This is a genomic window from Rubricoccus marinus, assembly GCF_002257665.1.
GTDB lineage: Bacteria > Bacteroidota > Rhodothermia > Rhodothermales > Rubricoccaceae > Rubricoccus > Rubricoccus marinus.
The window spans coordinates 2,382,128-2,404,866 of record NZ_MQWB01000001.1 but is presented as its reverse complement, the minus strand read 5'-3'; the positions used below and the strand labels follow the sequence as shown (position 1 = coordinate 2,404,866).

Here is a 22,739-nt window from a genome sequence, read left to right as displayed (position 1 = left end):
GCGTTCCGCGACACTTCGCCCACGCCAGAGGCCGCAACACCGCACCGCCGCGGCGCGTACCTCTGGTCACTAGACTCCATCCACGATGCGCACTCGCTTCCATTCCCTCGCAGCGGGCCTGATCCTGGCGCTCGCGGCCCTCGCCAGCGGCCCCGTTCTCGCGCAGCCCGCCGCGTTGGAGACCGGCTCTGGGCCGGTCTACCGCGTCACGATCGACGGCATGATCGACGCGGCGCTCGCTACCTACGTCGACCGCGCGCTCGCAGACGCTAAGGCCGATTCGGCCTCGGTTGTGATTCTCACGGTGGACACGTTCGGGGGGCTCATTGACGCCGCCGACCGCATCGTGAAGTCGCTTCTGGAATCTCCCGTCCCGATTGTGGCGGTCGTGGAGAAAAACGCGATCTCGGCAGGCGCGCTCATCACCTACGCCGCAGACCGCATCTACGTCACGCCAGGGGCCACGATGGGCGCTGCGACGGCAGTCAACGGAACGGGCGAGTACGCGCCTGAAAAGATCCAGAGCGCCATGCGCGCGATGATCCGTTCCACCGCCGAAGCCAACGGCCGCGACGGCAAGATCGCGGAGGCGATGGTGGACGAGCGGATCAGCGTCCCCGGCGTCGTTGAAGAGGGCGAACTCCTCACGCTCTCGGCCGATGAGGCCGTCCGCCTCGGCGTGGCCGATGGCTTGATCTCGAACGCGGACGCCGCGCTCGCGGAGGTCGGCGTTGCCGGCCGTGACGAGGTTGCGCACCGCGCCAGCGGCCCCGAGAAGGTGCTCCGGTTCCTGGGCTCGCCGGTTATGGCCTCGCTGCTCATGATGATGATGCTGGGCGGGCTCTACTTCGAGCTACAAACGCCCGGCGTCGGCTTTGCGGGCGCGATGGCGGTTTTGGGCGCGGGCTTGTTCTTCGCGCCGCACTACCTGCTGGGCCTCGCGGCGTCGTGGGAAATCGCGCTGTTCGTCGTCGGTGTGGGCTTACTGATGGTGGAGATTTTCGTGACGCCCGGGTTTGGCGTGTTCGGCATATCCGGGCTTATCGCCACCATCGCCGCGTTGCTTATCGCGCTGATTCCCAACGTGGGCCTGAGCTTCCCGAGCGACGGCGAGATCGCCCGGGCGAGCGCCACGCTCGCGGCCACGATGGTGCTGCTCGTGATCTTCGGCTTCTCGCTAGCGAAGTATCTACCCCGATCTGAGCGGTTCTCGCATCTGGTCCTTTCCGGGGACCTGGCGGCGGCCACAGGCCACACGTCTGCGGCCACGGACTCCAACCTCGTCGGGATGCAGGGCGTCGCCATCACCTCGCTCCGCCCCTCGGGCACGGCTGAAGTCGGCGGGCGCCGGATCGACGTCGTCGCGCCGGGCCAGTTCGTCGAGTCCGGCGCCGCCGTCGAGGTCACGCGCGCCAGAGGCGCCGTGGTTGAGGTGCGGCCTCTGGCGACACCCCCCGCGGCAGCGGTTTAGACATGGAAATGCTCATCCCCATCGCGCTCATCTTGGTCGGCCTCGCGCTCGTCGTGGTCGAGGTCACGCTCGTGCCCGGTACGAACGTCGTCGGCGTGATGGGCGTGCTAGGGGCGGCCGTGGGCGTCGTGATCGCGTTCGTGGAAGGCGGGCTCAGCGGCGGCGTGTTCGCGCTCATGGGGACGCTCGGCGCTGGCGGCGCGATCGGCTACTTGCTTTACGAGAGCGGCGCCTGGGAACGCTTTGTGCTGACGGACAGCCTGCGGCGGGACGCCGACGCGGACCAAGTGGCGGACCTCTCGCGGGCGCGCCTGATCGGCCAGCAGGGGACGGCCGCTACGCCGCTACGCCCCGAGGGCGTGGTGGACGTGGCCGGTGAGCGCGTCGAGGCGCGCACCGAAGGCGCGTTTGTGGCAACGGGCAGCCGCGTCCGCGTCGTCGCCATCGACCGGCACCGCGCCGTCGTCCGGCTGGAGGGGTAGCCTCTGGCGCCTGAGGCGATCTTGCGTCCTCACCCAACCGCACCGCTATGCTGGACTCGTTTCTCGGCCTCTCGCCCCGTCTCGGCCGCGAGGTCTTCGTCGCCGACAGCGCCGCCGTTGTGGGCGATGTCACGCTGGGCGACGGCGCCAGTGTTTGGTACGGCGCCTCTCTCCGCGGCGACGTGCACTGGATCGAGGTCGGCCCCGGGAGCAACGTGCAGGACAACGCGACGGTCCACGTCTCGCGCGGCACGCACCCGTGCCGGATCGCCTCTGGCGTGACGATCGGGCACAACGCCGTCGTCCATGGCTGCACCATCGAGGACGACGTGCTGATCGGGATGGGCGCCGTCGTGCTGGATGGCGCGGTGATCGGCGCGGGCTCCATCGTGGGCGCCGGGGCCGTGGTGACGAAGGACACGCTTGTGCCGCCCCGTTCGCTCGTGCTCGGGACGCCGGCGCGCGTCATCAAGCCTCTGGCGCCAGAGGCCGTCGAGAGCAACCGTGCCAACGCGGCGCACTACGTGCGGATGAGCCGGATGTACCTCGGGCTGGACACGCCCCCCTCGAATCCGTTTTACGAGGACGCGCGCTGAGGATCGTTAGCTTCTGGGCCGTTTGTCTCCCCGGTTTATGCGCCTCGTTGCTCTCGTTTTCGTGCTCTTCATCGCCGGCTGTGCGCCCTCTGTACAGACCGTCGCAACGCTGGACTTCGTGGACGGCCCGCCGCCGCTGGATGTCACCACGCTTCTCGTGGTGCCGGTGGGGCCCTCAGATGCTGAATACTGGCCTCTGGCGGCCGAGCGCGCGGCCCTCGCGCGGCTGACGGGAGCGTCGCGCGCTCGGTTGGATTCCGCCGATCTCGTCGAAGCCAAGAACCTGCGCCAGAGGCGGCTGCCGCTGGACAGCCTGGGCATTGATTCGTACGAGGCGTACGCGATGAGCGTCCTGATGGAGGCAGTCCAGGAGCGGACATCTGCGGAAACGGTCGCCTCGGGGGCGTTGCCCACGGACTCGACGATGCAGGAGCAGGCCTTCGCAGCGCGGATCAAGCGTCCGCGAGGGAACGCGGGGCCTCGGACGTTTACCCGCTTTTACCGCGCCCCGCGTGTAGGCGTGCCCGACCAATTCGGAGGAGGTCTCGTGCTACTCGCGGAGAACGTGACCGTCCGCGTCCAAGAGGGACGGACAGGGGTCGCGCCGAGCAGCGGGACGCCAACGCGCGAGAACGACCTCGTCCTGATCGGAGGGCGGCTCACGCTCTGGGACGACCGCGTGGGCCAGGTGGTGACCACCGCCGACGTGTACGCCTCGGATGACATCTCGCGCCGCTCCCTGGGAGAGGTGATGCGCGGCGAAAAAGAGAGCGCACGGATGGAGCGGGCCTTGCAAGCGCTCCGCGTCGCGCGTGAGCGGTTTGCCGACGAACTGGCGGACGCGCTCCCGTTCCTGATGGAGGACGCCTAGGAACTACTCCGCGACGCGACCGGAGCGGTAGTCCGCGCCCCGGAGGTGGCCGCTGGCGCTGCGCACGTGCGTCTCCATGCCCGGGACCACGTCCGTGTTGTGCGCCGATGCGGCCCGCCACCCGCCTGCGCCAGAGGCCTCTGGCGCCACCTCGCGGACGACGAACGAGAAGACCGTGTGCCGCACGCCGGGAGCTTCTACGCTCCCGACGGCGGTCTGGCCGTCCAGCCGCATCCGCGCGTGGACGACGGCCACGCCCGGCGCCAGAGGCTTCACCGTCGTCCGCGTCACGCGCAGCGTGGAGTCGGGGAACAGCACCTCTAGCCCGTAGGCGTGCGCGCGGCGGATCGCCTCGCGGTCGTGCCACCACAGGCCGACAACGTTGACGAACTCGGCGTCGGCGTCGAAGAGGTCCGCGAGGGCGTCGGGGTCGCGCGCGTTCCACGCCGCGGCGAAGGCGTGGGGGAGGGCCTCTGGCGTCTCAGGGAGCGTCATGGAGAGCCAACGCGGGGCGCGGGACGGGGTTCTTTTCGTGGCCTCTGGCGCCAGAGGCTGCGGTTTGGTTCTCTTCGCGCCGTCTCCACACAAGCCGCGGCGGGATCGGGGCGTACGTTGGGCCCGCATCCAAACGCCCCCGCGTGACCCGCTCCGCCTCCGTCCTCCGCACCTCCCACGTCGCCATGTGCATGGCGATGATGATGTGTGGCATGGCTCGGCCAGGCCCGGAGGCGGCACGCACCGCGCGACCCTAGACGCTCTAGGACCTCGCGTTTCTGCACCCCTCTCGGCCACAGGCTGGGAGGGGCGTTTTTTTGCGCCCGGCCCGGTAGCCGAGAGACAGCCACGCCCCCCGTGAGCACGCCTCTCCACTTCGATACGCTTCAGCTCCACGCCGGACAGGTCCCCGACCCGACCACGAACTCCCGCGCGGTCCCGATCTACCAAACCTCGTCGTACGTCTTCGACGACGCGGGCCACGCCGCGCGCCTGTTCGGCCTGGAGGAGTTCGGCAACATCTACACCCGCCTCCAGAACCCGACGACCGACGTGTTCGAGAAGCGCATCGCCGCGCTCGAAGGCGGCGCGGCGGCGCTCGCGGTCGCCAGCGGCCAGGCGGCGCACCTCGTCACCTTCGCCACGCTCGCCCAGTCCGGCGACAACATCGTCGCCAGCAGCAAGCTCTACGGCGGGACCACGAACCTGCTCAACGTCGCGCTCCGCCGCCTCGGCATCGAGGCGCGCTTCGTGCCCGACGAGACGCCAGAGGCCTACGAAACGCTCGCCGACAGCCGCACGCGGGCCTTCTTTACCGAGACGCTGGGCAACCCCGACCTCGGTGTGCCCGACTTCGAGCCTCTGGCGGAAGCCGCGCACCGCGTCGGCGTGCCGCTCGTGGTGGACAGCACGTTTGGGCAGGGCGGCTGGGTGGTGCGGCCGATCGAGCACGGCGCGGACATCGTGACGCACTCGGCCACGAAGTGGATCGGCGGGCACGGCACGTCGCTGGGAGGCGTGATCGTGGACGCGGGCCGGTTCGACTGGCGCAACGGGCGCTTCCCGCTCTTTACCGAGCCCAGCGACGGCTACCACGGGCTCGTCTTTACCGACGTGTTCAACCCCGAGAGCGATCTGGGCAACCTCGCGTTCATCATCCGCGCGAGGGTGGAGGCGCTGCGCGACTTCGGCCCGGCGCTCTCGCCGTTCAACGCGTTCCAGCTCTTGCAGGGCGTCGAGACGCTCTCGCTCCGCGCCGAGCGCCACGCCCAGAACGCCAACGCCCTCGCGGCGTGGCTCGCCTCGCACGGCGCGGTCAAGCAGGTCCGGCACCCGAGCCTGGAGAGCCACCCGAGCCACGCCCGCGCGCGGCGCTACTTCCGCGAGGGCGCCTTTGGCAGCGTGCTCAGCTTCGAGCTCCACGGCGGCGTCGAGTCTGGCCGCGCCTTTATCGAGGGCGTCCGCCTGGCGAGCCACCTCGCAAACGTGGGCGACGCCAAAACGCTCGTCATCCACCCCGCGAGCACGACGCACCAGCAGCTCTCCGACGCCGAGCAGCTCGCCTCTGGCGTCACGCCGGGCCTGGTCCGCGTCTCCGTCGGCACGGAGCACCTCGGTGACATCGTGGCCGACTTCGAGCAGGCGCTTCAGTCCACCCTCGTCGCGGCGTGATTCCCGCCCCTGGCGCCACGGCGGCGCCAGAGGCCCCGCCCAGGTGGCGAAGTAGAAACGCGGCCGTCTGCAAAACGGCTACGCGCGGGTGCGACTCCCGCCCTGGGCTCCTCCTATCCAGCTCGCGCCACCACCCCGCGACGCGCCCGACACCCATGACGCACACCTTCCACGCCGGAGCGTTTATCACCGAAGCCGGCGACTCCATCCCCGACGTGACCGTCGCCTACCAGACGTGGGGCTCGCCAGAGGCCCGGCGCCGGGCGGCCTCTGGCGAGAACGTCGTACTCGTGTGCCACGCGCTCACCGGCGACGCCGACGCGGCGGCGTGGTGGCCGGGCCTCGTCGGGCCGGGCCGGATCATCGACCCGGAGCGGCACCTCGTCCTCTGCGCCAACGCGCTCGGCTCGTGCTACGGCACGACCGGCCCGGGCACGCTCGACGCCAGCGGCCGGCGCCTGGGCTCGCGCTTCCCGCGCATCAGCGTCCGCGATATGGCGCGGCTCCACGCGCGCCTCTTGGACCACCTCGGCATCGGCCGCGTCGCGCTCGCCGCGGGCGGCTCGATGGGAGGGATGCAGGCGCTTGAGCTCGCGCTCGAAACGGACGCCGTGGACCGCCTGCTCCTAATCGGTATGGGTGCCGAGCACGCGCCGTGGCAGATCGGCATCTCGGAGGCGCAGCGTCTCTCGATCCGAGCCGACCGCCTCTGGCGCGGCGGCGATTTCGCGCCCGAGGCCCCGCCAGAGGCCGGGCTCGCTGCGGCTCGCGCGATGGCCATGATGCTCTACCGCAGCCCTGCGCTCTACGCCGAGCGCTTTGGCCGGCGCCCCCAAGCCTCTGGCGCTGCATCCGACGGCGCCGCCCCCTTCCAAGTCCAGAGCTACCTCCGCTACCAGGGAGACAAGCTTGCGCATCGGTTCGACGCCGGCAGCTACGTCGCGCTCACGCACGCAATGGACAGCTACGACATCGCGCGCGACCGGGCGCCAGAGGCGCTCGAAGCCCTCACCGCCGAAGCCCTCTGCGTCGGCATCTCCTCGGATCTCCTGTACCCGCCAGAGGCCTCCTGCGATCTCGCCGCACGCCTCCCACACGGCCTCTACGCCGAACTCGATTCTGCCTTCGGACACGACGCTTTCCTCATCGACTTCGAGGCGCTCGACGCCCTTGTTCGCCCTTTCCTCCACGACACTGGATTCCTTCCATGACCACTGCTCCTTTCCGGCACCCCGCCGCTCCCGTCAGCGGCGCCCCGCTCGCTCAACCCTCCCTGGACGTGTTCGTCTTCGGCACCGGCCACGTTGGTGGCGCGCTGCTCCGCCAGATCGCCGGCCTCTCGCGGGCTCCGGTCCGCGTCGTCGGCGCCGCGACAACGCGCGGACACGTGTACCGTGCTTCGGGCGTGACGCCAGAGGCGCTGGCCGCGCTCGTGGCCGAGTCCGCTCCGCCCGACCTCTCCCGCCTCGTCCCGGCCCTTGTCCGCCATCCCCGGCCTCTGGCGGTCGTCGATGCGACGGGAAGCCTGGAGGTCAGCGGCATCTACGAGGACCTGCTCGCCTCTGGCGTGAGCGTGGTGACGCCGAGCAAGCTGGCGTGCGCGGGGCCCCAGGCGCGGTTCTACCGCCTCCGCGACCTCGGCGCCAGCGGCCCGGCTCACTTCGGATACGAGACGACCGTCGGCGCAGGGCTGCCGGTGATCCGCACGCTTCAGACCCTCACCGCTACCGGCGACCGCGTGCGCTCTATCCGCGCCGCGCTTTCCGGGACGCTTACGTTCCTGTTTGGCGAGGTCGAGCGCGGCATCGCCCTTTCTGACGCCGTCGCGACGGCCGTCGCCAGAGGCTACGCGGAGCCGGACCCCCGGGATGATCTCTCGGGCGAGGACATCGTCCGCAAGGCGCTGATCCTCGCGCGGGCCGCCCGCCTCCACGCCGAGCGCGCCGAGGTCCGAACTGTCGGCCTGGTCTCCGATGCCGTCCGCACGGCCTCGCCAGAGGACCTGCCGGATGCTCTCCGCGCCGAAGGGCAGGCGTGGAGCGAGCGCGCCTGCGCCGCCGCCGCCAGAGGCGAGCGCGTCCGCTACGTCGCCACCATCACCGCCGACGCGGGCCGCGCGCAGATCGACGTACGGCCTCTGGCGGTGCCCGCCGCGTCCCCGTTCGGCATGTTAGGAGGCACCGACAACCTGATCGAGATCACGACCGACCGGTACGCCGCCTCGCCGCTCCGCATCATGGGGCCGGGCGCCGGGCCGGACGTGACGGCCGCCGGCGTCTTGTCCGAGCTCCTTGCGATCGCCGCGTAGCCTCTGGCGCAACCCCCGCTCCTCGCGCCAGAGGCCCTAGGCCTGGGGCGCGGGGGGCGGGACGCCTTGAGTGGCCACCCACACGGCCGCCTGCTGCACCAGTTGGTTGGAGGTGTCCACGTTGATCTTCTTCTTGATGTTCTGGCGGTGGCTCTCCACCGTTTTCGGGCTGATGCACATCATGGACGCGATGTCCGCCGTGGACTTGCCGTGCCCGATGTGCTCGAACACCTCGAACTCCCGGTCGGAGAGCCGCTCGACAGGGGAGGGCTTGGGCGTCTTGAAGTGGTCCCGTACGAGGTGCTGGTGCATCTTCTGGCTCAGCGCGATGCCGCCTCCGAGCACTTTCCGCATCGCGGCGATGATCTCGTTGGACGAGGCGTGCTTGGCGACGTAGCCCTGCGCGCCCGCGCGGATCACGCGCTCGGCGTACACCGACTCGTCGTGCGCGGAGAGCGTGAGGATCAGAAGGTCCGGGTAGAGGCTCCGGACCTGCTTGATCAGGTCCAGCCCGCTGATCCCGGGAAGCGAGAGGTCCACCACGAGGAGGTCCGGTTCCACGCCAGAGTTCAGCGCCTGCAGCGCCTCGGCAGCATTCACGGCCTCGCCGCAGAGTTGCATGTCTTCCTCCCTCTGCAGCAGAAGCTTGATCCCATCCCGCATAATGGGATGGTCGTCAACGAGATAGATAAGTGATGGCATAAGGCCGGTAGATAAAGGGGGGATTACTCGGTGACGGTGAGCCCGAGCCGCAGAGTGCTACGGGTGCCGCCGCCAGGTTGCGAGGCCACGTCGAGAGACCCGCTCAGGAGGTCCACGCGCTCTTGGACGCTATCCAAGCCGAATCCAAAAGGCGTCTCCGAGGGGTCGAAACCCTGCCCGTGGTCAATTACGTCGATACGAATGCTGTCGTCTTCCTGCGCGACAACGACCGTGGCTTCCCCAACGCCTGCGTGCTTGACGACGTTGAAAAGTAACTCACGGACAAGCTGGACGAGGAGCGTGATGGTCTCGGCCGTAGGGGAGGGGTCCAGGGGCACGGCCTGAAGGTTCACCTTCAGTTTGTACAGGTCCTGCATCTGCCCTGCGAGCCAGTCCAGCGCTTCATCGAGGCCGCCGCCAGCGAGGACCGGCGGCGCGAGGTCGACCGAGAGCGACCGGGTGATCTCGATCGCGTTCTGGACCATGGTCTCGATCTCCGTCGCCCGTATGGCCTCGTCTTGCGAGAGGTCCGCGGCTAGCATCTCCACGCGCAGGCGGACGCCGTGGAGCACCTGCTGCACGTTGTCATGGAGGATCTGCGCGACCCGCGCCCGCTCTCGCTGCTCGGCAAGGGTAAGCGCGAGGGCGAGCGTGCGGACCTGGACCGTCCTCTGGCGAACGCGCGCCTCCAGGTTCTCGTTGAGCGCTTTTACCGAGTCCTCGGCTGCCCTGCGGGCCGTCACGTCCTCAAAGACCGCGAGCGCGGAAACGCTGTCGCCAGAGGCCGAGGTGACAGGGGCGGCGCTGATCAGGATGTGGAGCCACGTCCCATCCTGGCGCGGGATCTTGTATTCCTCCTCGGCCACAGCCTCACCGCGGAGCGCGCGGCCCAGTGGCCACTGGTCGAACAGGATGGGCCGGTCGTCCAGGCTGAAAATGGTGCCGGAGCCGAGGTCTGCGAACCGGTTGGGCGCCGCGAGGATCGGCGTTCCCTGGACGATCGCGTAAGCGCTCGGGTTGGCGTAGCGCAGAGACGCCTTGCCGTCCTCGTTCTGGTCCATGACCATCACGCCCGTCGGCAGCTTGTCCAGCGTGGCCGAGTACAGCTCCTCGATAGACGCCAACTCGCGTTGGCTCTCGCCCAGCCGCGTTTCCGCCTGCCGCATGTCGGTGAGGTCCTGAACGGTCGTGCCCACCCCGATCACGTCGCCAGAGGCGTCCGTCACGGGAAAGTGGAACGTGAGCCAATCGCGGATCTCGTTCGGATTTCCCGGCGCCGGGATGTGGTACTCGATGGCGCCGCTGGGCTCCCCGGTATCCAGCACGCGCTGGACGTTTACCGTGTCCATCTCGCCCAACTCGGGGAACAGCTCCAGCGTCGTGCGCCCGAGGTGCGCCTCTGGCGCGAGCCCGTTGATGGAAGCGAGCCGCTCGTTGATGCGGACGTAGCGGAGGTCCCGGTCTTTGTACGCCAGTCCGATGGGAAGCGAGTCGTAGACGGCGGTGATCTCGGCAAGCTGCTGCGCGATCACGGCCTCTCGCCTCTCGACCCTCTTCTGGAGCTCGACGAGTGAGGAGATATCGGTGTTCACGCCCACAGCCCCGATGGTCACGCCGTTGACCAGGACCGGGGCCGCGGCGGCACGGAGGTACAGGTCCTCGTCGGTCGTGAGGTTGCGGGCCAGGATGTTCTCCGCTGCGGTCTCGCCGTGGAGCGCGCGGAAGAAGGGGTAGGCCTCTGGCGCCAGAGGCTGCTGCGTCTCGGCGTCGCGGACGTTGAACTTGAGGCCCATCTCAGCGGTCTGACCCTGGAGCTCCTCCAGCGACTCGACGCCTACCAGGGCGAGGGCGACGGAGTTGGCGTGCCGGACGCCTTCCTCGTCGCCGATGTAGATCCCGTCGGGGATGGCCTCGATCACGGCTTCCATCTCGGCGGCATGGCGGGAGGCCTCGGCGGCGAGGGCGACCAACCGCTCTTCGTCGCGCGTGCGGCGGAGCGAGGCCGCAAGCACGTTGGCCACGGCTTCTAGGAACAGGGCGTCGCGTTCCGAGAAGTCTCGCGGATCGCGGCTGTGCGTGCCCAGCACGCCCCACGGGTGCCCCTCCGTGCCGGGGATCACCACGCTGATGCCGCTGGCGAAGCCGTGGTCGGAAAGAAGGGTGGGGGACTCGAAGCGGCTCTCGTAGGCGTAGTCCCGCACGATGACGGGCCCCTCTTGCAACAGCGTGTACCCGGCCTGGGAGGCGTCCCCGTCCGGGACCGCTGCCTCGCCCACAATCCCGTCGTGCCAGCCCTGCCCCTCGACGAGCAAGAGATCGTGCGTGTCTGGGCGGTGCTCAAGCACCTTCGCGGCGTCCGAGCCGAGCGTCTGGCACACGGCGGCGCACGCCGCGCTGAAGATCTCGCCTGCGGTTTTGGTGCCTTCCAGCGCGAGCCGTCCAAGCTCGGCAACAGCAGCCTGCTGGTCGGCGCGAGTGGAAGCCTCGGCTTCGGCACGGCGGCGCGCCGAGATGTTGAAAAACGACGCGACGACGCCGTCGATCTTGTCGTCCTCGGTGCGGTACGGCACGACGCGCAAGAGGTAAACGCCGCTCTCGGCTGTGACCTCCTGCTCGACGGGTTGAAGCGTGTCGAGCACCCGCTCCACCTCGGCCGTGAGGTCCACGTCTAGAAGCGTGTGCGCGATGTGGCCGAGCGGGCGGCCGACGTCGGTCGGGAGCAGGTGGAAAAGGTCGGTCGCTTTGGGCGTGAACCGTTTGACGCGGAGCTCGCGGTCCAAGAACAGCGTCCCGATGTCCGTGGACTGCATGAGGTTCACGAGGTCGCCGTACGCCTGGTTGAGCTCGCTGACCTTGGTGCGGAGCTCCTGGTTTAGCGTGATGAGCTCCTCGTTCATGCTCTGGAGCTCCTCCTTGGAGGTTTCCAGCTCTTCCGTCGTGGACTGCAGTTCCTCATTCAAGGATTGCAACTCCTCGTTAGAGGCGCGGAGCTCTTCGTTGCTCGTCTCGTGCTCTTCCAGGCTCTCTTGCAACCGCACCTTGGCACGGCTGAGCTCGGCTTCCAGACGGGCCACAGCGGGGTCCTCGTCCCCGACGTCGACGGGGTGCGCCCCGAGCACGTCGGCGGCGTCGGCGCTGAGAACCTCGAAGACGACTTCCGTGGTGCTCTTGGGAAGGCCCGGCGCGTCTACAAGAGCCGCGTGGACGCGGACGATCTCGTCGTCCAGCCGGACGTACTCGCTGGTGCCCCGCCCGCCGGACGTGATCGCGTGCAGCGCGGAGCGGAGCCCCGGCCGGAACGGCTTGAGCACGCGCGAGAGGATGTCCTGCGTAACGCGGCCCTCGCCCTCGGTCAGAAATCTTCCGGCCCCGCCGAACACGTGTGTGACCTCGTGGCGGCTGTTCAGCAGCAACCGAGGCGGCGTGTGGCGCTGCAGGGTCCAGGCTTCGTACGCCGCCTCTGGCGTCAGCGGTTGCTCCTCTTCTGATGAGGCAGGCGGCGCGGTAAAGCCCGCGCCAGAGGCCGCATCGTAGTACAGCCTCGGCTCCGGATGCGGGCGAGAGGAGGTCGAGACGTAGAGCCGGAGCCGGCGGTCAACGGCTTCAAACAGGCTTTCGGAGGCGGTCTCGGAGGAGCCGAGCAGGAGGTAGCCCCCCGCCCTGAGACCGTAGCTGAACCGCTGGAACACCCGCTCTTGTGCGGCCTTCTGCATGTAGATCAGCAGGTTTCGGCACGTAACCAGGTCTAGCCGCGAAAACGGCGGGTCCGCGAGGACGTTGTGGGGCGCAAACAGGATGACCCGTCGGAGCCCCTCGCGGATGCGGTACCCGCTGCCGGTCTGCTCGAAAAAGCGCCGCAGCCGTTCGGCGCTCACGTCGGCTTCAATCGTCTGCGGGTACTCCCCGCTCCGGGCGACCGAAAGCGCCGCCTCGTCGATGTCCGTCGCGAACACCTGGATGCCGACGCCCTCTGGCGCGTGCTCGCAGAGCAGCATCGCGAGGGTGTACGCCTCCTCGCCCGTGGCGCATCCCGGTACCCACGCGCGCACGGTGTCGCCAGAGGCCTTGGAGGCCATGATGCGCACGATGGCCTCGTGCTCCAGCGCGACAAAGGCCTCCGGGTCCCGGAAAAAGTTGGTGACCGAGATCAGGAGGTCCTTTAGCAGAGCGGGCGCCTCGGAGCGGTCGTCCTTGAGGCGTTGGAGGTAGCTCTCCATGCCGGACGAGTCCGTGACCTGGATGCGCCGCTGGATTCTGCGGAGCAGGGTGGAGCGCTTGTACTCGTCGAAGCTGTGCCCCGTGCGGGAGCGCAGCGTACGGAGAACGTCGGCGAGGATCTCGACGCGGTCGGGCGTCGCGTCCTCGGCCTCTGGCGGGAGCACGAGACCATTTTGGTCCCGCAGCGCGATCAAGCGGCGGGCCATCTCGGCCGCTGGCGCCACGAGGTCCACAAGCCCGGTTCGGATGGCCGCCTGAGGCATCGAGGGGAAGTCCGCTTCCTCTGGCGCCTGGGCCATCGTGAGGCCTCCGCGCTCTTTGATGCGGGCGAGGCCCTGGGCTCCGTCTGCGCCCGTTCCCGAGAACACGATGGCTCCCGAGCGGGGGCCGAGGTCCTCGGCAAGCGAGCGGAAAAACAGGTCGATGGGCGCGCGGTCGGCCCGGACGCGCGCGGGCTCGCCGAGGTGAAGCCGCCCGCCTCGGATGGTGAGCGTTTTGCCAGGCGGGATGACGTACACGTGCCCCGGCCGCACCGTCGGCGTATCGGCCACTTGCGAGACCCGCATGAACGTGTGGTTCTGCAGGATCTCGGCCAACTCGCTCTCGTGCTCCGGCGAGAGGTGCTGCACGATGACGAGCGCGATCTCGTTCTGGGGCGGCAGCGCGTCGAAAAAGTCCGAGAGTGCACCCAGCCCTCCGGCGGACGCGCCCAGGCCGATCACAGGGAAATCCGTTGCGACCGCCTCGTCGTCCGAGATGGGCTCTTCTGCTCCTACGAGGCCTACGTGGGCCGCTGGCGTCTCGTCATTGGAGGAGTCCTCGGCTGATGGGGAGGGGAGATCTGAAGCCACGAGTCAAGGAGGTAGACGGACAGGACGCGCGATCCAGCCACCACTCATAATACGGTATGTGTCCTACAGGTTGGATGGGGCGATGCCTAGTATGGGAGGCGGTAGCCCTCTCAAACGGAGCCGGAGACTCGGTCTGGCGCACGGTTGGGCCACGAGCCCGCCGGCGCAGCAACCGGCCCAACTGGAGGCTCGCCTCTGGCGACGCCGGCGAGCCGCGCCAGAGGCGAGCCGCTAGCGTGCCCCTCTCGGCGCTTCGTCGGCCACGTGCTTTCCACGAGCAGACCGGAGCCCTCGCCGCCCAGAGTTCCGTGGCGCCAGAGGCCTCTGGCGCTGCCAGAATGATGACACCCCACCTCTGTTAGCTTGAGGGAAACACCTCGCACCATGGCAGAAGTCACTTACACCGGCGCCGACATCCAAGTCCTCGAAGGCTTGGAGCCCGTTCGCAAGCGCCCCGGCATGTACATCGGAGGGACAGGCAAGGCCGGCCTCCACCACCTCGTCTGGGAAGTCGTCGACAACGCGGTCGATGAGGCCACCAACGGCTACGCGACGCTGATCGAGGTCGTGCTGCACAAGGACGGCAAGACCGTCTCGGTCACCGACAACGGCCGCGGCATCCCCGTCGATAAGCACCCCGTCAAGAAGGTCTCCACGCTGGAGGTCATCCTGACCACGCTTCACGCCGGCGGCAAGTTCGACGGGGGGAGCTACATCACGTCGGGCGGACTGCACGGCGTCGGCTCGTCGGTCGTGAACGCGCTCTCGGAGTCCCTCGTGGCGCAGGTCAAGCGCGACGGGAAGCTCTACGAGCAGCGCTTCGCCAGAGGCGTGCCCGTCTCCAAGCTCAAGACGGTCAAGTCCAACGTCCGCGGGACGGGCACGACCATCACGTTCACGCCCGACGACGAGATCTTCGAGCGGACCGGCTTCGACGCCGACACGATCAAGGACAACCTGGAGGTCAAGACGTACCTCAACGGGGCGCTCCGGATCGTGTTCAAGAACGAGGCCTCTGGCGAGCGCATCGAGTACCAGCACGAGGGCGGCATCGTCGAGTACCTGGATCACCTGGTGACCGAGGAGAAAACGCGGCGCGTCCACCCCGACCCGTTCGTGCTCCGCCAGGAGGAACTCGAAGACGGCCTGCGGACCGAGGTCTGCTTTGTCTGGACCGAGGCGCCCAAGGAGCGGACGGTATCGTTCGTTAACGGCATCCCGACGCGCGACGGCGGCACGCACGAGCACGGCCTGCGCGACGGTGTGACCAAGGCGATCCGCAACTACATCGAGACGCACGACCTCGGGCAACGGAAGCTGGACATCACCGCCGACGACATCCGCGAGGGGATGATTGCGGTCCTCAACCTCTACCACGTCGACCCGCAGTTCCAGGGGCAGACAAAGGAGAAGCTCAACAACCCCGAGGCGAAGAGCGCCGTCAGCGGCGCCTTCCGCGCCGAGTTCGAGCAGTACCTCAACGCGCACCCCAGCACGGCCGAGGGCATCGTCGCGCGCATCATCCAGTCCGCGAAGGCGCGCCAGGCCTCTCGCGCGGCCGTCCAGAACGTGCGGCGCAAGAGCGCCGTCAGCCACCGGCTCAACCTCCCCGGCAAGCTCGCTGACTGCTCCTCGTCGGATCCGGCTGAGAGCGAGCTGTTCCTCGTCGAGGGCGACTCCGCCGGCGGTTCCGCCAAGCAGGGCCGCGACCGCAAAACGCAGGCGATCCTCGCGCTCCGCGGCAAGGTCCTCAACGCCGAGCAAGCGTCGCGTTCCAAGGTGGGCGCCAACAAGGAGCTCTCCGACATCGTGGACGCGCTGGGCTGCGGGCTGGGTGAAGACCTGGACGTGACCAAGCTCCGCTACCACAAGGTCATCCTCCTCATGGACGCCGACAGCGACGGGCACCACATCGCCACGCTGCTGCTGACGTTTTTCTACCGCTACCTCAAGCCGCTCATCGACGGCGGGTACGTCTACATCGGCCAGCCGCCGCTTTTCCGCGTGGACGCGCTCAAAGAGACCTATTGGGCGCTGGACGAGGGCGACCGCGACAAAATCGTCGCGCGGATCAAGAAGAAGAACCCCCGCACCAATATCGAAATCCAGCGCTTCAAGGGGCTGGGCGAGATGATGCCCAAGACGCTCCACGAGACCACGCTGGACCCCGAGAAGCGCCGCCTCCTTCAGGTCTCGATCCCCGACGACGCCCGGGTCGCGACCGAGATGACGATCTCGGACCTCATGGGCAAGGACGCCGCGCCGCGCTTCCAGTTCATCATGGACCACGCCGCCGAGGTGGAGGAACTGGATGTCTAGCCTGCGGAGGCCGCCGCGAGTTGCACCTCTGGCGGCGGCCTGCCTGCTCACCCTCGCGTGCGCAGCCTGCGCGCCCCGAGCCCCTGCCCCCGTCGGGGGCTCGCCCGATTGGTCCGAATGCATGGCGGATGGACCGGCGCGCCTGTCCCCACCGGTCGTCGTTGTGGCGCCGGTGGACCCGCGAGATCAACCACTGGCGGACTGGAACGCGGTCGCGGATTCTGTCGGGTATCCCGAGCTGGCACGCCGCGCGCGCATCGAAGCCACCGTGCCCGCGACGGTCCGGCTGGACGCCAGAGGCCGCGCGGCACGAGTGGAGGTGTCTTCGGCCTCGGCCATCCACGTGATGCTCCGCGATGCCGCAGAGGACGGGCTCAAGTCGGCGGTGTACGAGCCCGCGCAGCGTGGCACGAACCCGTTCGCCGGCGACGTGGACGTCGTCGTCATCTTCCGGAGCCGCCTGTGCGGCACCCCGGTGCGGTTCTAGCCTCTGGCGCCAGGGGCTACAGCCAGTCCCAGCGGCCCCAGGCCACGAACGCGGCGATCGCGAAGATCACGGCGTTGGGGACCGGCGGCTCGCCCGCGCGGACGTGCGCGATGGCGGCGCCGATCATCGTCAGCATGAAGCCGATCGCGGCGAGGACCGTCAGGCCGGGCATGATCCCCGTCAGAGCCGGCACGACGATGCCGATGGCGCCGAGCACCTCTAGCACGCCGATCACCTTGATGAGTCCGGCTGGGATGGGCGCCAGGGCGTGCAGCTTTTCGATCAGCTTCGCCTTCGGCGTGACCAGCTTCATCCCGCCAGAGGCGAGAAAGATGAGCGCGAGCAAAGCCTGCGCGATCCAGAGGGTGACGTTCATAAGCGGGTTGGTTGTTAGAACAACCAACGTATCCGATTTCAGCCTCTGGCGCCAGAGGCCCGGCGGGCCATCAACTCAGCACGTTGCGCGCGATCCGTGAGACGAGCCACCACCATGACGCGTCAGCTTTGCTGAGGGCAGAGCCGAACACGGCAACGATAGAGACAAGGCCGATGAACGCCGAGTACGCTGCCATGCCGACCGTCATCGCGGTGCCGGCCCGGAGGGCGGCGCTCCAGCCCTCGCCCCAGAACCGGACGGCCGCCCACGCGGCGAACCCGACATACGCCAACGTGCCGAGCATCGTGGCGAGAGTGCCCATGCGGATGAGGAGGGGCGTGATAAACGCCAGGAGCAAAATGGCGTGACCGACCACGTACAGGCTAAAAACGGAGATCTCGGCGAGGTTGCGCTTCGGGCCGAACAGGAGGCGTAGCAACAACGCGAAGGGGACGCAGAGCAACAGCATCAGAAACGACTGGTAGCGCCTCATCATCTCCATCACGCGTTCCACGTACGTGGCCCCACCGTCCGCCATGAGAACGTCCAACTCGGCCCTGAACAGATCCACGCGCGGGTCATCCGCGTGATCGGCTATGCCGTCGCCGTCATGGTCGTGCGGCACGCCGGTGGTGGTCTCCTCGGCCACGGAGGGCGGGGCCGTGGCGGCGCGAGAGGCCTCTTGCCGCGCGATCTGCTCCTGCATCTGCTCTCTGAGCGTGGCGTCGGAGAACTGGAGCATGAACAGGCTCACCGCGCTCGCGAGGAAGAGGTAGGTCAGCGGGTTGGTGTACCTCTGGCGTTTGCCCTCCACGTAATCCAGCGGCACCTGCCCCGGATGCTTCGTCAACTCCACGACCGTCGCCAGAAGCCCGCGGTTGACGTTGAACGCGCGCGAGGCAAACTCCGTCCACAGCCGCCGCAACGTGAGCCGGCTGTTCGACTGGTGCTGACCGCACCCCGGGCAATACGCGCCCACTTGGACGGCATCGCAGTTGGCGCAGAGCGCGACGCCGTCGCCAGAGGCCTCTGGCGGAGCGGCGGGAGACGCCTCAGATGCGAGGAGGGGAACGGTGGGCGGGGCGACCTCGGGCATGGGCAAACCGTGTGCGGAGCCCGAAGATGCACCTCGCGGATTTCCCCGTCAAGAACCGATGGCTCAGCCCCTGACGCCAGAGGCCACGCGCGCAGGCGGCACGCGGCGGCCGAGAAGGAGCACGGAGACGAGCACGAGGCCCGCGCCGGCGAGGCTCCACCCGTTCGGGATCGTGTCGAAAAACACGACGCCGAGCACGAACGCGAAGAGGATCTGCACGTAGCCGATGGCGCTGGCCTGGCCGGCGGGGAGCGCGTGCAGGCTTTTCGTGAGGCCGACCTGCCCGATCTGGGTGGTCACGCCGATCGCGAGGAGCAGCATCCAGGCCTCTGGCGTGGGAACAGTCCACCCGCCGAACAGCGCGAAGGGGAGCGAGCCGATGGCGCCGACCCACGCGAGCGAGAGCACGACCACGAGCGGGTGGTCGGTCTCGCGCAGCTTCCGTACAACGGTGTAGACGCTGCCCGCGAGGATAGAGGCCGCCACGGCCGCGCCGACCGCCAGAGGATCCAGCCCGTCGCCGCCGAACAGGAACTGCGGCTGCGCGATCATCACCACGCCCGTGAGGGAAACGAGCGTGCCCAGCACGACCCATTTGCCGATGCGCTCGCGCAGGAAGAACGCGGCCGTAAGCGCGGTGTAGACCGGCGCGGTGTAGTGGATCGTCGTCGCGTCGCCGAGGGGGATGCGGCCAAGCGCGAAGTAGAGGAGGCTGAGGGCGGTCGCCCCGATCGCGCCTCTGGCGAAGAGCAGCCGGTGGTTGTGCCCGATGGGGCTCACGCCTTCCCGACGGAGCATCGCGAGCGTGAACACGCCCATCAGGACCGTCCGCGCAAAGACGATCTCCATTGTGGGCAGCTCTGCCGAGACGGCTTTGACGAGCGCGTTCATGATGCTGAACGCCAGCCCCGCCATCACCATGTACCACGCGCCGATCGGGATCCCGGCGGCGGTGCGCCGCGCGCGGACGATCTGACGGCGGGTAGAAGTGGACAGGTGGAGAGTCGCCATGCGGGCCGAACCGGGCCTCTGGCGTGCTGTTCTGCCGTGCGGGCGTCTCGCGCGCCTCTTCACCTCGCCCGCACCGCGCCTTCGTTTCGTGAGTCCTTAAGGGCCAGAAGCCCACGCCCCGCTTGCGCCTACGCCTCTGGCGAGCGGTTGGAGCGAAGCGGGCGCGTGTGCTCCTCGACGATCTCGGCGTCCACGATCTCAGCGTCCTGAACCGGAGGCTTCTGCGGCGCGCCGGGCGCTCCAAAGCCACCCGTCATGCCGCCGGGCATCCCACCGCCCATAGGCCCGCCCATAGGCCCGCCCATCGGGCCGAAGCCGCCAGAGGCCACGCGAACGGTCCCGTTCTGGATCGCGCTTTGAAAGCCGGAGGCGAGGGCCTTGCGCATCGCCGTCCGCGTCGGCGGGAAGAGGCCGAGCAGGCCCGTCAGGTCCGTCAGGAAGCCGGGCGTGAGGAGGAGCACGCCCGAAATCAGGATGATGAGCCCATCGATGAGCTCGGGGCCGGGGACGCCGCCAGAGGTCATCTTGGACTGCACGCGCTTCCACGCGGCGCTGCCTTCGCGGCGGGCCATCCACGAGCCGAGCGCGGCCGTGAGCACGACCGTCGCGACGGTCGGCCAGAAGCCGATGCGGCCGGCGGCCCACACGAGAAGCGTGAGGTCGGCCAGGGGCACGAGGACGAAAAGGAGGAAGAGTCGGCCGAGGGTCATGGGAACGCGGGGCAGGGGAGGGGCATGGACGCTGTCCCGTCCCGCTCCTACGATGCTTCCCTCCAACGTGGTCCGCCGCCAGAGGCTGCGCCTCGCGGCGTGTCTCCTCCTGTTCTTCCCCGGCGCCCTCGCCGCGCAAGAGGCGCTGGCGTCCGGAGCCTCTGGCGACGTGCTCGCGCTCTCGGCGGACCTGCGCGAGGACCAGACGGCACACCTCTGGCGCGTGGGCGCGTGGGGTGCGGCGAACGTGGCGGGCGGCCTCGTGCTAATCGCGCTCTCCGACCTCGAAGCCGACCGGATGCGGCGCGCGTTCGGCATCCAGTCAGCCGCGTGGGGCGCCATCAACATGGGCATCGCGGGGATCGGGCTCGCCAGCGGCCCGGGCGAGGCCTCTGGCGAGTGGGCTGCGGCGTTCGGCGCAGAGAACGGCTACGCTGACATCCTGCTCGTCAACCTCGGACTCAACGTGGGCTACGCGGCCGTAGGAACGACCATGTACGTCGCGGGCCGGCGGGGCGCGCCAAATGCGGACCTATGGAAGGGCCACGGCGCGGCCCTCATTCTCCAGGGTGCGGGCCTTTTCGTGCTCGACGGTATCGCGTATCTCGCATCACGCCAGAGGCTCGGCGGTCTAGTGGAACTGGTGGACGCGACAGCGCTGACGGTCACGGCCTCTGGCGTTGGGGTAACCGTGGGGTTCTGAGAGGACGTGTTGCGATAGTGATTCAACGGTTCTAGATTCGTTGAACCGTTAGCGCCCTCTCCCTATGCGCAGGCTCCTGATCTTCCTTCTCGTCCTGTGCGGTTCCGCCGCTGCCCAGCCCGCTGCTGTCGTCGGAGACTGGAGCGGCACCGTCGAAGGGACGGGCCTTACGACCGTGTTTCACATCACGGAAACCGACGGCGTTCTGAGCACGACGCTCGACGTACCGGCTCAGGGCGCGATGGGCGTCTCGACAGGCGAAACCACCTTTGACGGCACGACGCTCACCATCACGGTCCCGGCGGTCAATGCGGTATACAGGGGCACGCTGGAGGGCGACGTGATCACCGGCGAACTCGTTCAGGGGCAGCCGACGACGCTCAACCTCCGTCGCGTCTCCGACGGAGAAACGGCCGGCGCGGACGTCGCTGAAGAGAACGTGCGTGGAGAAGCCGCGGTAGCGACGGCGCCTCTGGCGCTGGACGAACCCAAGGCTCCCTTTCCCTATCAAGCCGAGGAGGTCCGCGTCCAGTCCGTCGAAGGCGTGACGATTGCCGGAACGCTTACGATTCCGCACGGCGCGGGACCGTTTCCGGGCGTCGTGCTCGTCTCCGGCTCTGGGGCGCAGGCGCGGGATTCCGACGTGGCGGGCAACAAGCTGTTCTACGTCCTCTCGGACTACCTCGCGCGGCGCGGCATCGCGGTTCTCCGCTACGACGACCGGGGCACGGCGGCATCGACGGGGGACTACGGCGCCGCCACGACGGCAGACCTCGCGCTGGACGCGCAGGCCGTCGCCGAATACCTCGCGACCCGTTCCGAGGTGGAGTCGGTGGGGATCGTCGGGCATTCTGAGGGCGGCGCCATCGGGCCGATCGTGGCCGTCGCGTCGGAGGCGGTGGATTTCCTCGTGCTCCTGGCGGGACCCGCGATCCCGGGCCGCGAGGTGATCCAGTACCAGTTGAGCAAGGACATCGTGGGAGCCGGCCTGGCGCCAGAGGCCACGGGCGCGTACGAGCGGGGTATCGCGTCGATGTTGGACGCGTTGGCCTCTGGCGACGCCGAGACGGCGGCCGATCGGGCCGCTGCGGCCTACGCCGCCGAGGTGGACGGTGTGGACATGAGCGCGCTGCAAGCACTCGGGGTCACAAGCGAGAGGGTCGGTGCTCTCGCCAGCGGCCTCTCCGATCCGTGGATGCGGTATTACCTCGGCTACGATCCAGCGCTGGCGCTCCGCGAGGTGTCAGTTCCAGTCCTGGCGCTGTTCGCCGCGCGGGACCAGCAGGTGCGCGTGCGCGGAAACGTCGAGGCTGCCGTCGACGCGCTCGCGGGCGCGCCAGAGGGGACGGAGGTGGTGGTGCTTCCCAACCTCAACCATCTGTTCCAGCCCACCCAAACCGGCGCCGTGACGGAGTACAGCACCATCCGGCAGTCGTACGCGCCCGCGGTCATGGACCGGGTCGCGGACTGGATTCTAGACCTCCAGCCATGAGCACGACCTACAAAGCTCTCGCCGACCCCACGCGCCGCTCGATTCTCGATCTCCTCGCCAGAGGCGAGCGGACGGCCACAGAGGTCGCGGACGCGATGGGCGTTTCGGGGCCGAACGCCTCGTACCACCTGGACCTGCTGCGGCAGGCGGGGCTCGTCAGCGCCGAGAAAGACGGCCGGTTTGTCCGGTACCGCCTCGCGACGACCGCTCTGGAGGAGGCCGCGAGTTGGATGCTGACGCTTCTCCGCGCGGGGGAGGCAGACGGGGAGACCGAGGCGGCGACGTGACGCCAGAGGCCCGCGAGCGGGGCGCTCGCGTGATGCTCGCGGACGCGACGGCGGTCCTCTCGCTCGCGCTGCCGGCGTGGGCCGCGCTGAGCCGTGGCGTCGGCGTCCCCGATGTGATCTGGGGCGGTTTCAGCGCCTACGCGTTGCTGCTGATCGCTCCGGCTCTGGACCCCCGGCGGAAGGTGGCGTGGGACCAGAAGCCTCTGCCGGGGACGCGGCTCGGAATCGCGGCCGTGTGCGCGGTAGGGGCCGTCATGCAGATGCGGTCTCAGACGGGCGGAGATCCTGCGCACGTCGATAGCCTCCTCTGGATTCTGATCCTGGGCGTGCTGGGCAACGCCATGCCTTCGCTTCGGCCCAACTGGTTTTTCGGCGTCCGCACGCCCTGGACCCTCCGCGACGACGACGTGTGGCGGCAGACCCACCGCGTAACCGGCCACCTACTACTGGCAACCTCGGCGGGCTTGGCCGTCTTGTGGTGGCCTCTTGCGGCCGAGCCGTTTACCCTCGTGGCCACCACCGCGACGGGAGCGCTGGCGTTCGGGTCCATCCTGTACTCGTGGTGGCTGTGGCGCCAGAGGCCGCACGACTAG

The 22,739-nt window shown here is 68.7% G+C and carries 20 protein-coding genes and 1 tRNA gene; 14 read left to right on the top strand and 7 right to left on the bottom strand.

Annotation, left to right across the window (positions count from 1 at the left end; all coding sequences use genetic code 11):
* Nucleotides 1-85: 85 nt before the first annotated feature.
* Genes BSZ36_RS10215 through BSZ36_RS10200 form a run of 4 tightly spaced genes read left to right on the top strand, consistent with a single transcriptional unit; the run spans nt 86 to nt 3,420 of the window.
* Nucleotides 86-1,471 (top strand): NfeD family protein, encoded by a 1,386-nt coding sequence (locus BSZ36_RS10215; RefSeq protein ID WP_094548574.1) that lies wholly within the window; start codon nt 86-88, stop codon nt 1,469-1,471.
* A 2-nt stretch (nt 1,472-1,473) separates the two neighbouring features.
* Nucleotides 1,474-1,953 carry an NfeD family protein gene (locus BSZ36_RS10210; protein WP_094548572.1) on the top strand — a complete coding sequence of 160 codons (480 nt, stop codon included), beginning with the start codon at nt 1,474-1,476 and terminating at the stop codon, nt 1,951-1,953.
* A gap of 47 nt (nt 1,954-2,000) precedes the next feature.
* The gene (locus BSZ36_RS10205; protein WP_094548570.1) at nt 2,001-2,549 is read left to right on the top strand and encodes a gamma carbonic anhydrase family protein; all 549 of its coding nucleotides are present in this window, start codon (nt 2,001-2,003) and stop codon (nt 2,547-2,549) included.
* A 37-nt stretch (nt 2,550-2,586) separates the two neighbouring features.
* Nucleotides 2,587-3,420, top strand: coding sequence for a hypothetical protein (locus tag BSZ36_RS10200; protein ID WP_094548568.1), 834 nt, complete (start codon nt 2,587-2,589; stop codon nt 3,418-3,420).
* 3 nt (nt 3,421-3,423) lie between these two features.
* On the opposite strand, the gene BSZ36_RS10195 is transcribed toward BSZ36_RS10200, so the two are convergent.
* On the bottom strand, nt 3,424-3,915 hold the full coding sequence (locus tag BSZ36_RS10195) for an SgcJ/EcaC family oxidoreductase (RefSeq protein ID WP_094548566.1): 492 nt from the start codon (nt 3,913-3,915) through the stop codon (nt 3,424-3,426).
* Between the two features lie 357 nt (nt 3,916-4,272).
* Between BSZ36_RS10195 and BSZ36_RS10190 the strand changes: the two genes are divergently transcribed.
* The 4 genes from BSZ36_RS10190 to BSZ36_RS10175 all read left to right on the top strand — a co-directional run bounded on the left by BSZ36_RS10190 (nt 4,273) and on the right by BSZ36_RS10175 (nt 7,894).
* Nucleotides 4,273-5,586, top strand: coding sequence for an O-acetylhomoserine aminocarboxypropyltransferase/cysteine synthase family protein (locus tag BSZ36_RS10190; RefSeq protein WP_094548564.1), 1,314 nt, complete (start codon nt 4,273-4,275; stop codon nt 5,584-5,586).
* Nucleotides 5,587-5,623: 37 nt separating this feature from the next.
* Nucleotides 5,624-5,695 (top strand) — tRNA-Cys (locus BSZ36_RS10185).
* 46 nt (nt 5,696-5,741) lie between these two features.
* Nucleotides 5,742-6,797 carry a homoserine O-acetyltransferase MetX gene (gene metX, locus BSZ36_RS10180; RefSeq protein ID WP_094548562.1) on the top strand — a complete coding sequence of 352 codons (1,056 nt, stop codon included), beginning with the start codon at nt 5,742-5,744 and terminating at the stop codon, nt 6,795-6,797.
* A complete protein-coding gene (locus BSZ36_RS10175; protein WP_094548560.1) occupies nt 6,794-7,894 on the top strand; it encodes a homoserine dehydrogenase family protein in 1,101 nt (366 codons plus the stop codon). Before metX ends, BSZ36_RS10175 begins: the two co-directional genes overlap by 4 nt.
* A 36-nt stretch (nt 7,895-7,930) precedes the next feature.
* On the opposite strand, the gene BSZ36_RS10170 is transcribed toward BSZ36_RS10175, so the two are convergent.
* Together BSZ36_RS10170 and BSZ36_RS10165 are read right to left on the bottom strand one after the other, a co-directional pair.
* The gene (locus BSZ36_RS10170) at nt 7,931-8,596 is read right to left on the bottom strand and encodes a response regulator (RefSeq protein ID WP_094548558.1); all 666 of its coding nucleotides are present in this window, start codon (nt 8,594-8,596) and stop codon (nt 7,931-7,933) included.
* Nucleotides 8,597-8,619: 23 nt separating this feature from the next.
* Nucleotides 8,620-13,665, bottom strand: a complete 5,046-nt coding sequence (locus BSZ36_RS10165) for a chemotaxis protein CheB (RefSeq protein WP_094548556.1) — start codon at nt 13,663-13,665, stop codon at nt 8,620-8,622.
* A gap of 384 nt (nt 13,666-14,049) precedes the next feature.
* On the opposite strand from BSZ36_RS10165, the gene BSZ36_RS10160 reads away from it, so the two are divergent.
* Nucleotides 14,050-15,984, top strand: a complete 1,935-nt coding sequence (locus BSZ36_RS10160) for a DNA gyrase/topoisomerase IV subunit B (protein WP_094548554.1) — start codon at nt 14,050-14,052, stop codon at nt 15,982-15,984.
* A 121-nt stretch (nt 15,985-16,105) separates the two neighbouring features.
* A complete protein-coding gene (locus tag BSZ36_RS10155) occupies nt 16,106-16,471 on the top strand; it encodes a TonB family protein (RefSeq protein WP_179271125.1) in 366 nt (121 codons plus the stop codon).
* Nucleotides 16,472-16,487: 16 nt separating this feature from the next.
* Here the strand turns inward: BSZ36_RS10155 and BSZ36_RS10150 are convergent, their stop codons facing one another.
* From BSZ36_RS10150 to BSZ36_RS18955, 4 genes are all read right to left on the bottom strand, one after another.
* Nucleotides 16,488-16,847: a DoxX family protein gene (locus BSZ36_RS10150; protein ID WP_094548550.1), complete on the bottom strand. Its 360-nt coding sequence runs from the start codon at nt 16,845-16,847 to the stop codon at nt 16,488-16,490.
* Between the two features lie 70 nt (nt 16,848-16,917).
* Nucleotides 16,918-17,943, bottom strand: a complete 1,026-nt coding sequence (locus BSZ36_RS10145) for a DUF3667 domain-containing protein (RefSeq protein WP_094548548.1) — start codon at nt 17,941-17,943, stop codon at nt 16,918-16,920.
* A 63-nt stretch (nt 17,944-18,006) separates the two neighbouring features.
* Entirely contained in the window at nt 18,007-18,954 is a 948-nt protein-coding gene (locus BSZ36_RS10140) for a DMT family transporter (RefSeq protein ID WP_094548546.1), read from the bottom strand.
* 128 nt (nt 18,955-19,082) lie between these two features.
* Nucleotides 19,083-19,664 carry an FxsA family protein gene (locus tag BSZ36_RS18955; RefSeq protein ID WP_143536843.1) on the bottom strand — a complete coding sequence of 194 codons (582 nt, stop codon included), beginning with the start codon at nt 19,662-19,664 and terminating at the stop codon, nt 19,083-19,085.
* A gap of 52 nt (nt 19,665-19,716) precedes the next feature.
* Between BSZ36_RS18955 and BSZ36_RS18950 the strand changes: the two genes are divergently transcribed.
* The 4 genes from BSZ36_RS18950 to BSZ36_RS10115 all read left to right on the top strand — a co-directional run bounded on the left by BSZ36_RS18950 (nt 19,717) and on the right by BSZ36_RS10115 (nt 22,739).
* Nucleotides 19,717-20,367, top strand: coding sequence for a DUF6992 family protein (locus tag BSZ36_RS18950; RefSeq protein WP_143536842.1), 651 nt, complete (start codon nt 19,717-19,719; stop codon nt 20,365-20,367).
* Nucleotides 20,368-20,431: 64 nt separating this feature from the next.
* Nucleotides 20,432-21,859: an alpha/beta hydrolase family protein gene (locus BSZ36_RS10125; protein WP_094548540.1), complete on the top strand. Its 1,428-nt coding sequence runs from the start codon at nt 20,432-20,434 to the stop codon at nt 21,857-21,859.
* Nucleotides 21,856-22,146: a metalloregulator ArsR/SmtB family transcription factor gene (locus BSZ36_RS10120; RefSeq protein ID WP_094548538.1), complete on the top strand. Its 291-nt coding sequence runs from the start codon at nt 21,856-21,858 to the stop codon at nt 22,144-22,146. Before BSZ36_RS10125 ends, BSZ36_RS10120 begins: the two co-directional genes overlap by 4 nt.
* Entirely contained in the window at nt 22,143-22,739 is a 597-nt protein-coding gene (locus tag BSZ36_RS10115) for an SdpI family protein (protein ID WP_218827636.1), read from the top strand. The genes BSZ36_RS10120 and BSZ36_RS10115 overlap by 4 nt, the downstream gene beginning before the upstream one ends.

What these genes read in the sequence shown, in the direction of transcription:
- BSZ36_RS10215 (WP_094548574.1), top strand. Translation starts at nt 86, where the DNA reads ATGCGCACTCGCTTCCATTCCCTCGCAGCGGGCCTGATCCTGGCGCTC.
- BSZ36_RS10210 (WP_094548572.1), top strand. Translation starts at nt 1,474, where the DNA reads ATGGAAATGCTCATCCCCATCGCGCTCATCTTGGTCGGCCTCGCGCTC.
- BSZ36_RS10205 (WP_094548570.1), top strand. Translation starts at nt 2,001, where the DNA reads ATGCTGGACTCGTTTCTCGGCCTCTCGCCCCGTCTCGGCCGCGAGGTC.
- BSZ36_RS10200 (WP_094548568.1), top strand. Translation starts at nt 2,587, where the DNA reads ATGCGCCTCGTTGCTCTCGTTTTCGTGCTCTTCATCGCCGGCTGTGCG.
- BSZ36_RS10195 (WP_094548566.1), bottom strand. Translation starts at nt 3,915, where the DNA reads ATGACGCTCCCTGAGACGCCAGAGGCCCTCCCCCACGCCTTCGCCGCG.
- metX (WP_094548562.1), top strand. Translation starts at nt 5,742, where the DNA reads ATGACGCACACCTTCCACGCCGGAGCGTTTATCACCGAAGCCGGCGAC.
- BSZ36_RS10175 (WP_094548560.1), top strand. Translation starts at nt 6,794, where the DNA reads ATGACCACTGCTCCTTTCCGGCACCCCGCCGCTCCCGTCAGCGGCGCC.
- BSZ36_RS10170 (WP_094548558.1), bottom strand. Translation starts at nt 8,596, where the DNA reads ATGCCATCACTTATCTATCTCGTTGACGACCATCCCATTATGCGGGAT.
- BSZ36_RS10160 (WP_094548554.1), top strand. Translation starts at nt 14,050, where the DNA reads ATGGCAGAAGTCACTTACACCGGCGCCGACATCCAAGTCCTCGAAGGC.
- BSZ36_RS10155 (WP_179271125.1), top strand. Translation starts at nt 16,106, where the DNA reads ATGGCGGATGGACCGGCGCGCCTGTCCCCACCGGTCGTCGTTGTGGCG.
- BSZ36_RS10150 (WP_094548550.1), bottom strand. Translation starts at nt 16,847, where the DNA reads ATGAACGTCACCCTCTGGATCGCGCAGGCTTTGCTCGCGCTCATCTTT.
- BSZ36_RS10145 (WP_094548548.1), bottom strand. Translation starts at nt 17,943, where the DNA reads ATGCCCGAGGTCGCCCCGCCCACCGTTCCCCTCCTCGCATCTGAGGCG.
- BSZ36_RS10140 (WP_094548546.1), bottom strand. Translation starts at nt 18,954, where the DNA reads ATGGCGACTCTCCACCTGTCCACTTCTACCCGCCGTCAGATCGTCCGC.
- BSZ36_RS18955 (WP_143536843.1), bottom strand. Translation starts at nt 19,664, where the DNA reads ATGACCCTCGGCCGACTCTTCCTCCTTTTCGTCCTCGTGCCCCTGGCC.
- BSZ36_RS18950 (WP_143536842.1), top strand. Translation starts at nt 19,717, where the DNA reads ATGCTTCCCTCCAACGTGGTCCGCCGCCAGAGGCTGCGCCTCGCGGCG.
- BSZ36_RS10125 (WP_094548540.1), top strand. Translation starts at nt 20,432, where the DNA reads ATGCGCAGGCTCCTGATCTTCCTTCTCGTCCTGTGCGGTTCCGCCGCT.
- BSZ36_RS10120 (WP_094548538.1), top strand. Translation starts at nt 21,856, where the DNA reads ATGAGCACGACCTACAAAGCTCTCGCCGACCCCACGCGCCGCTCGATT.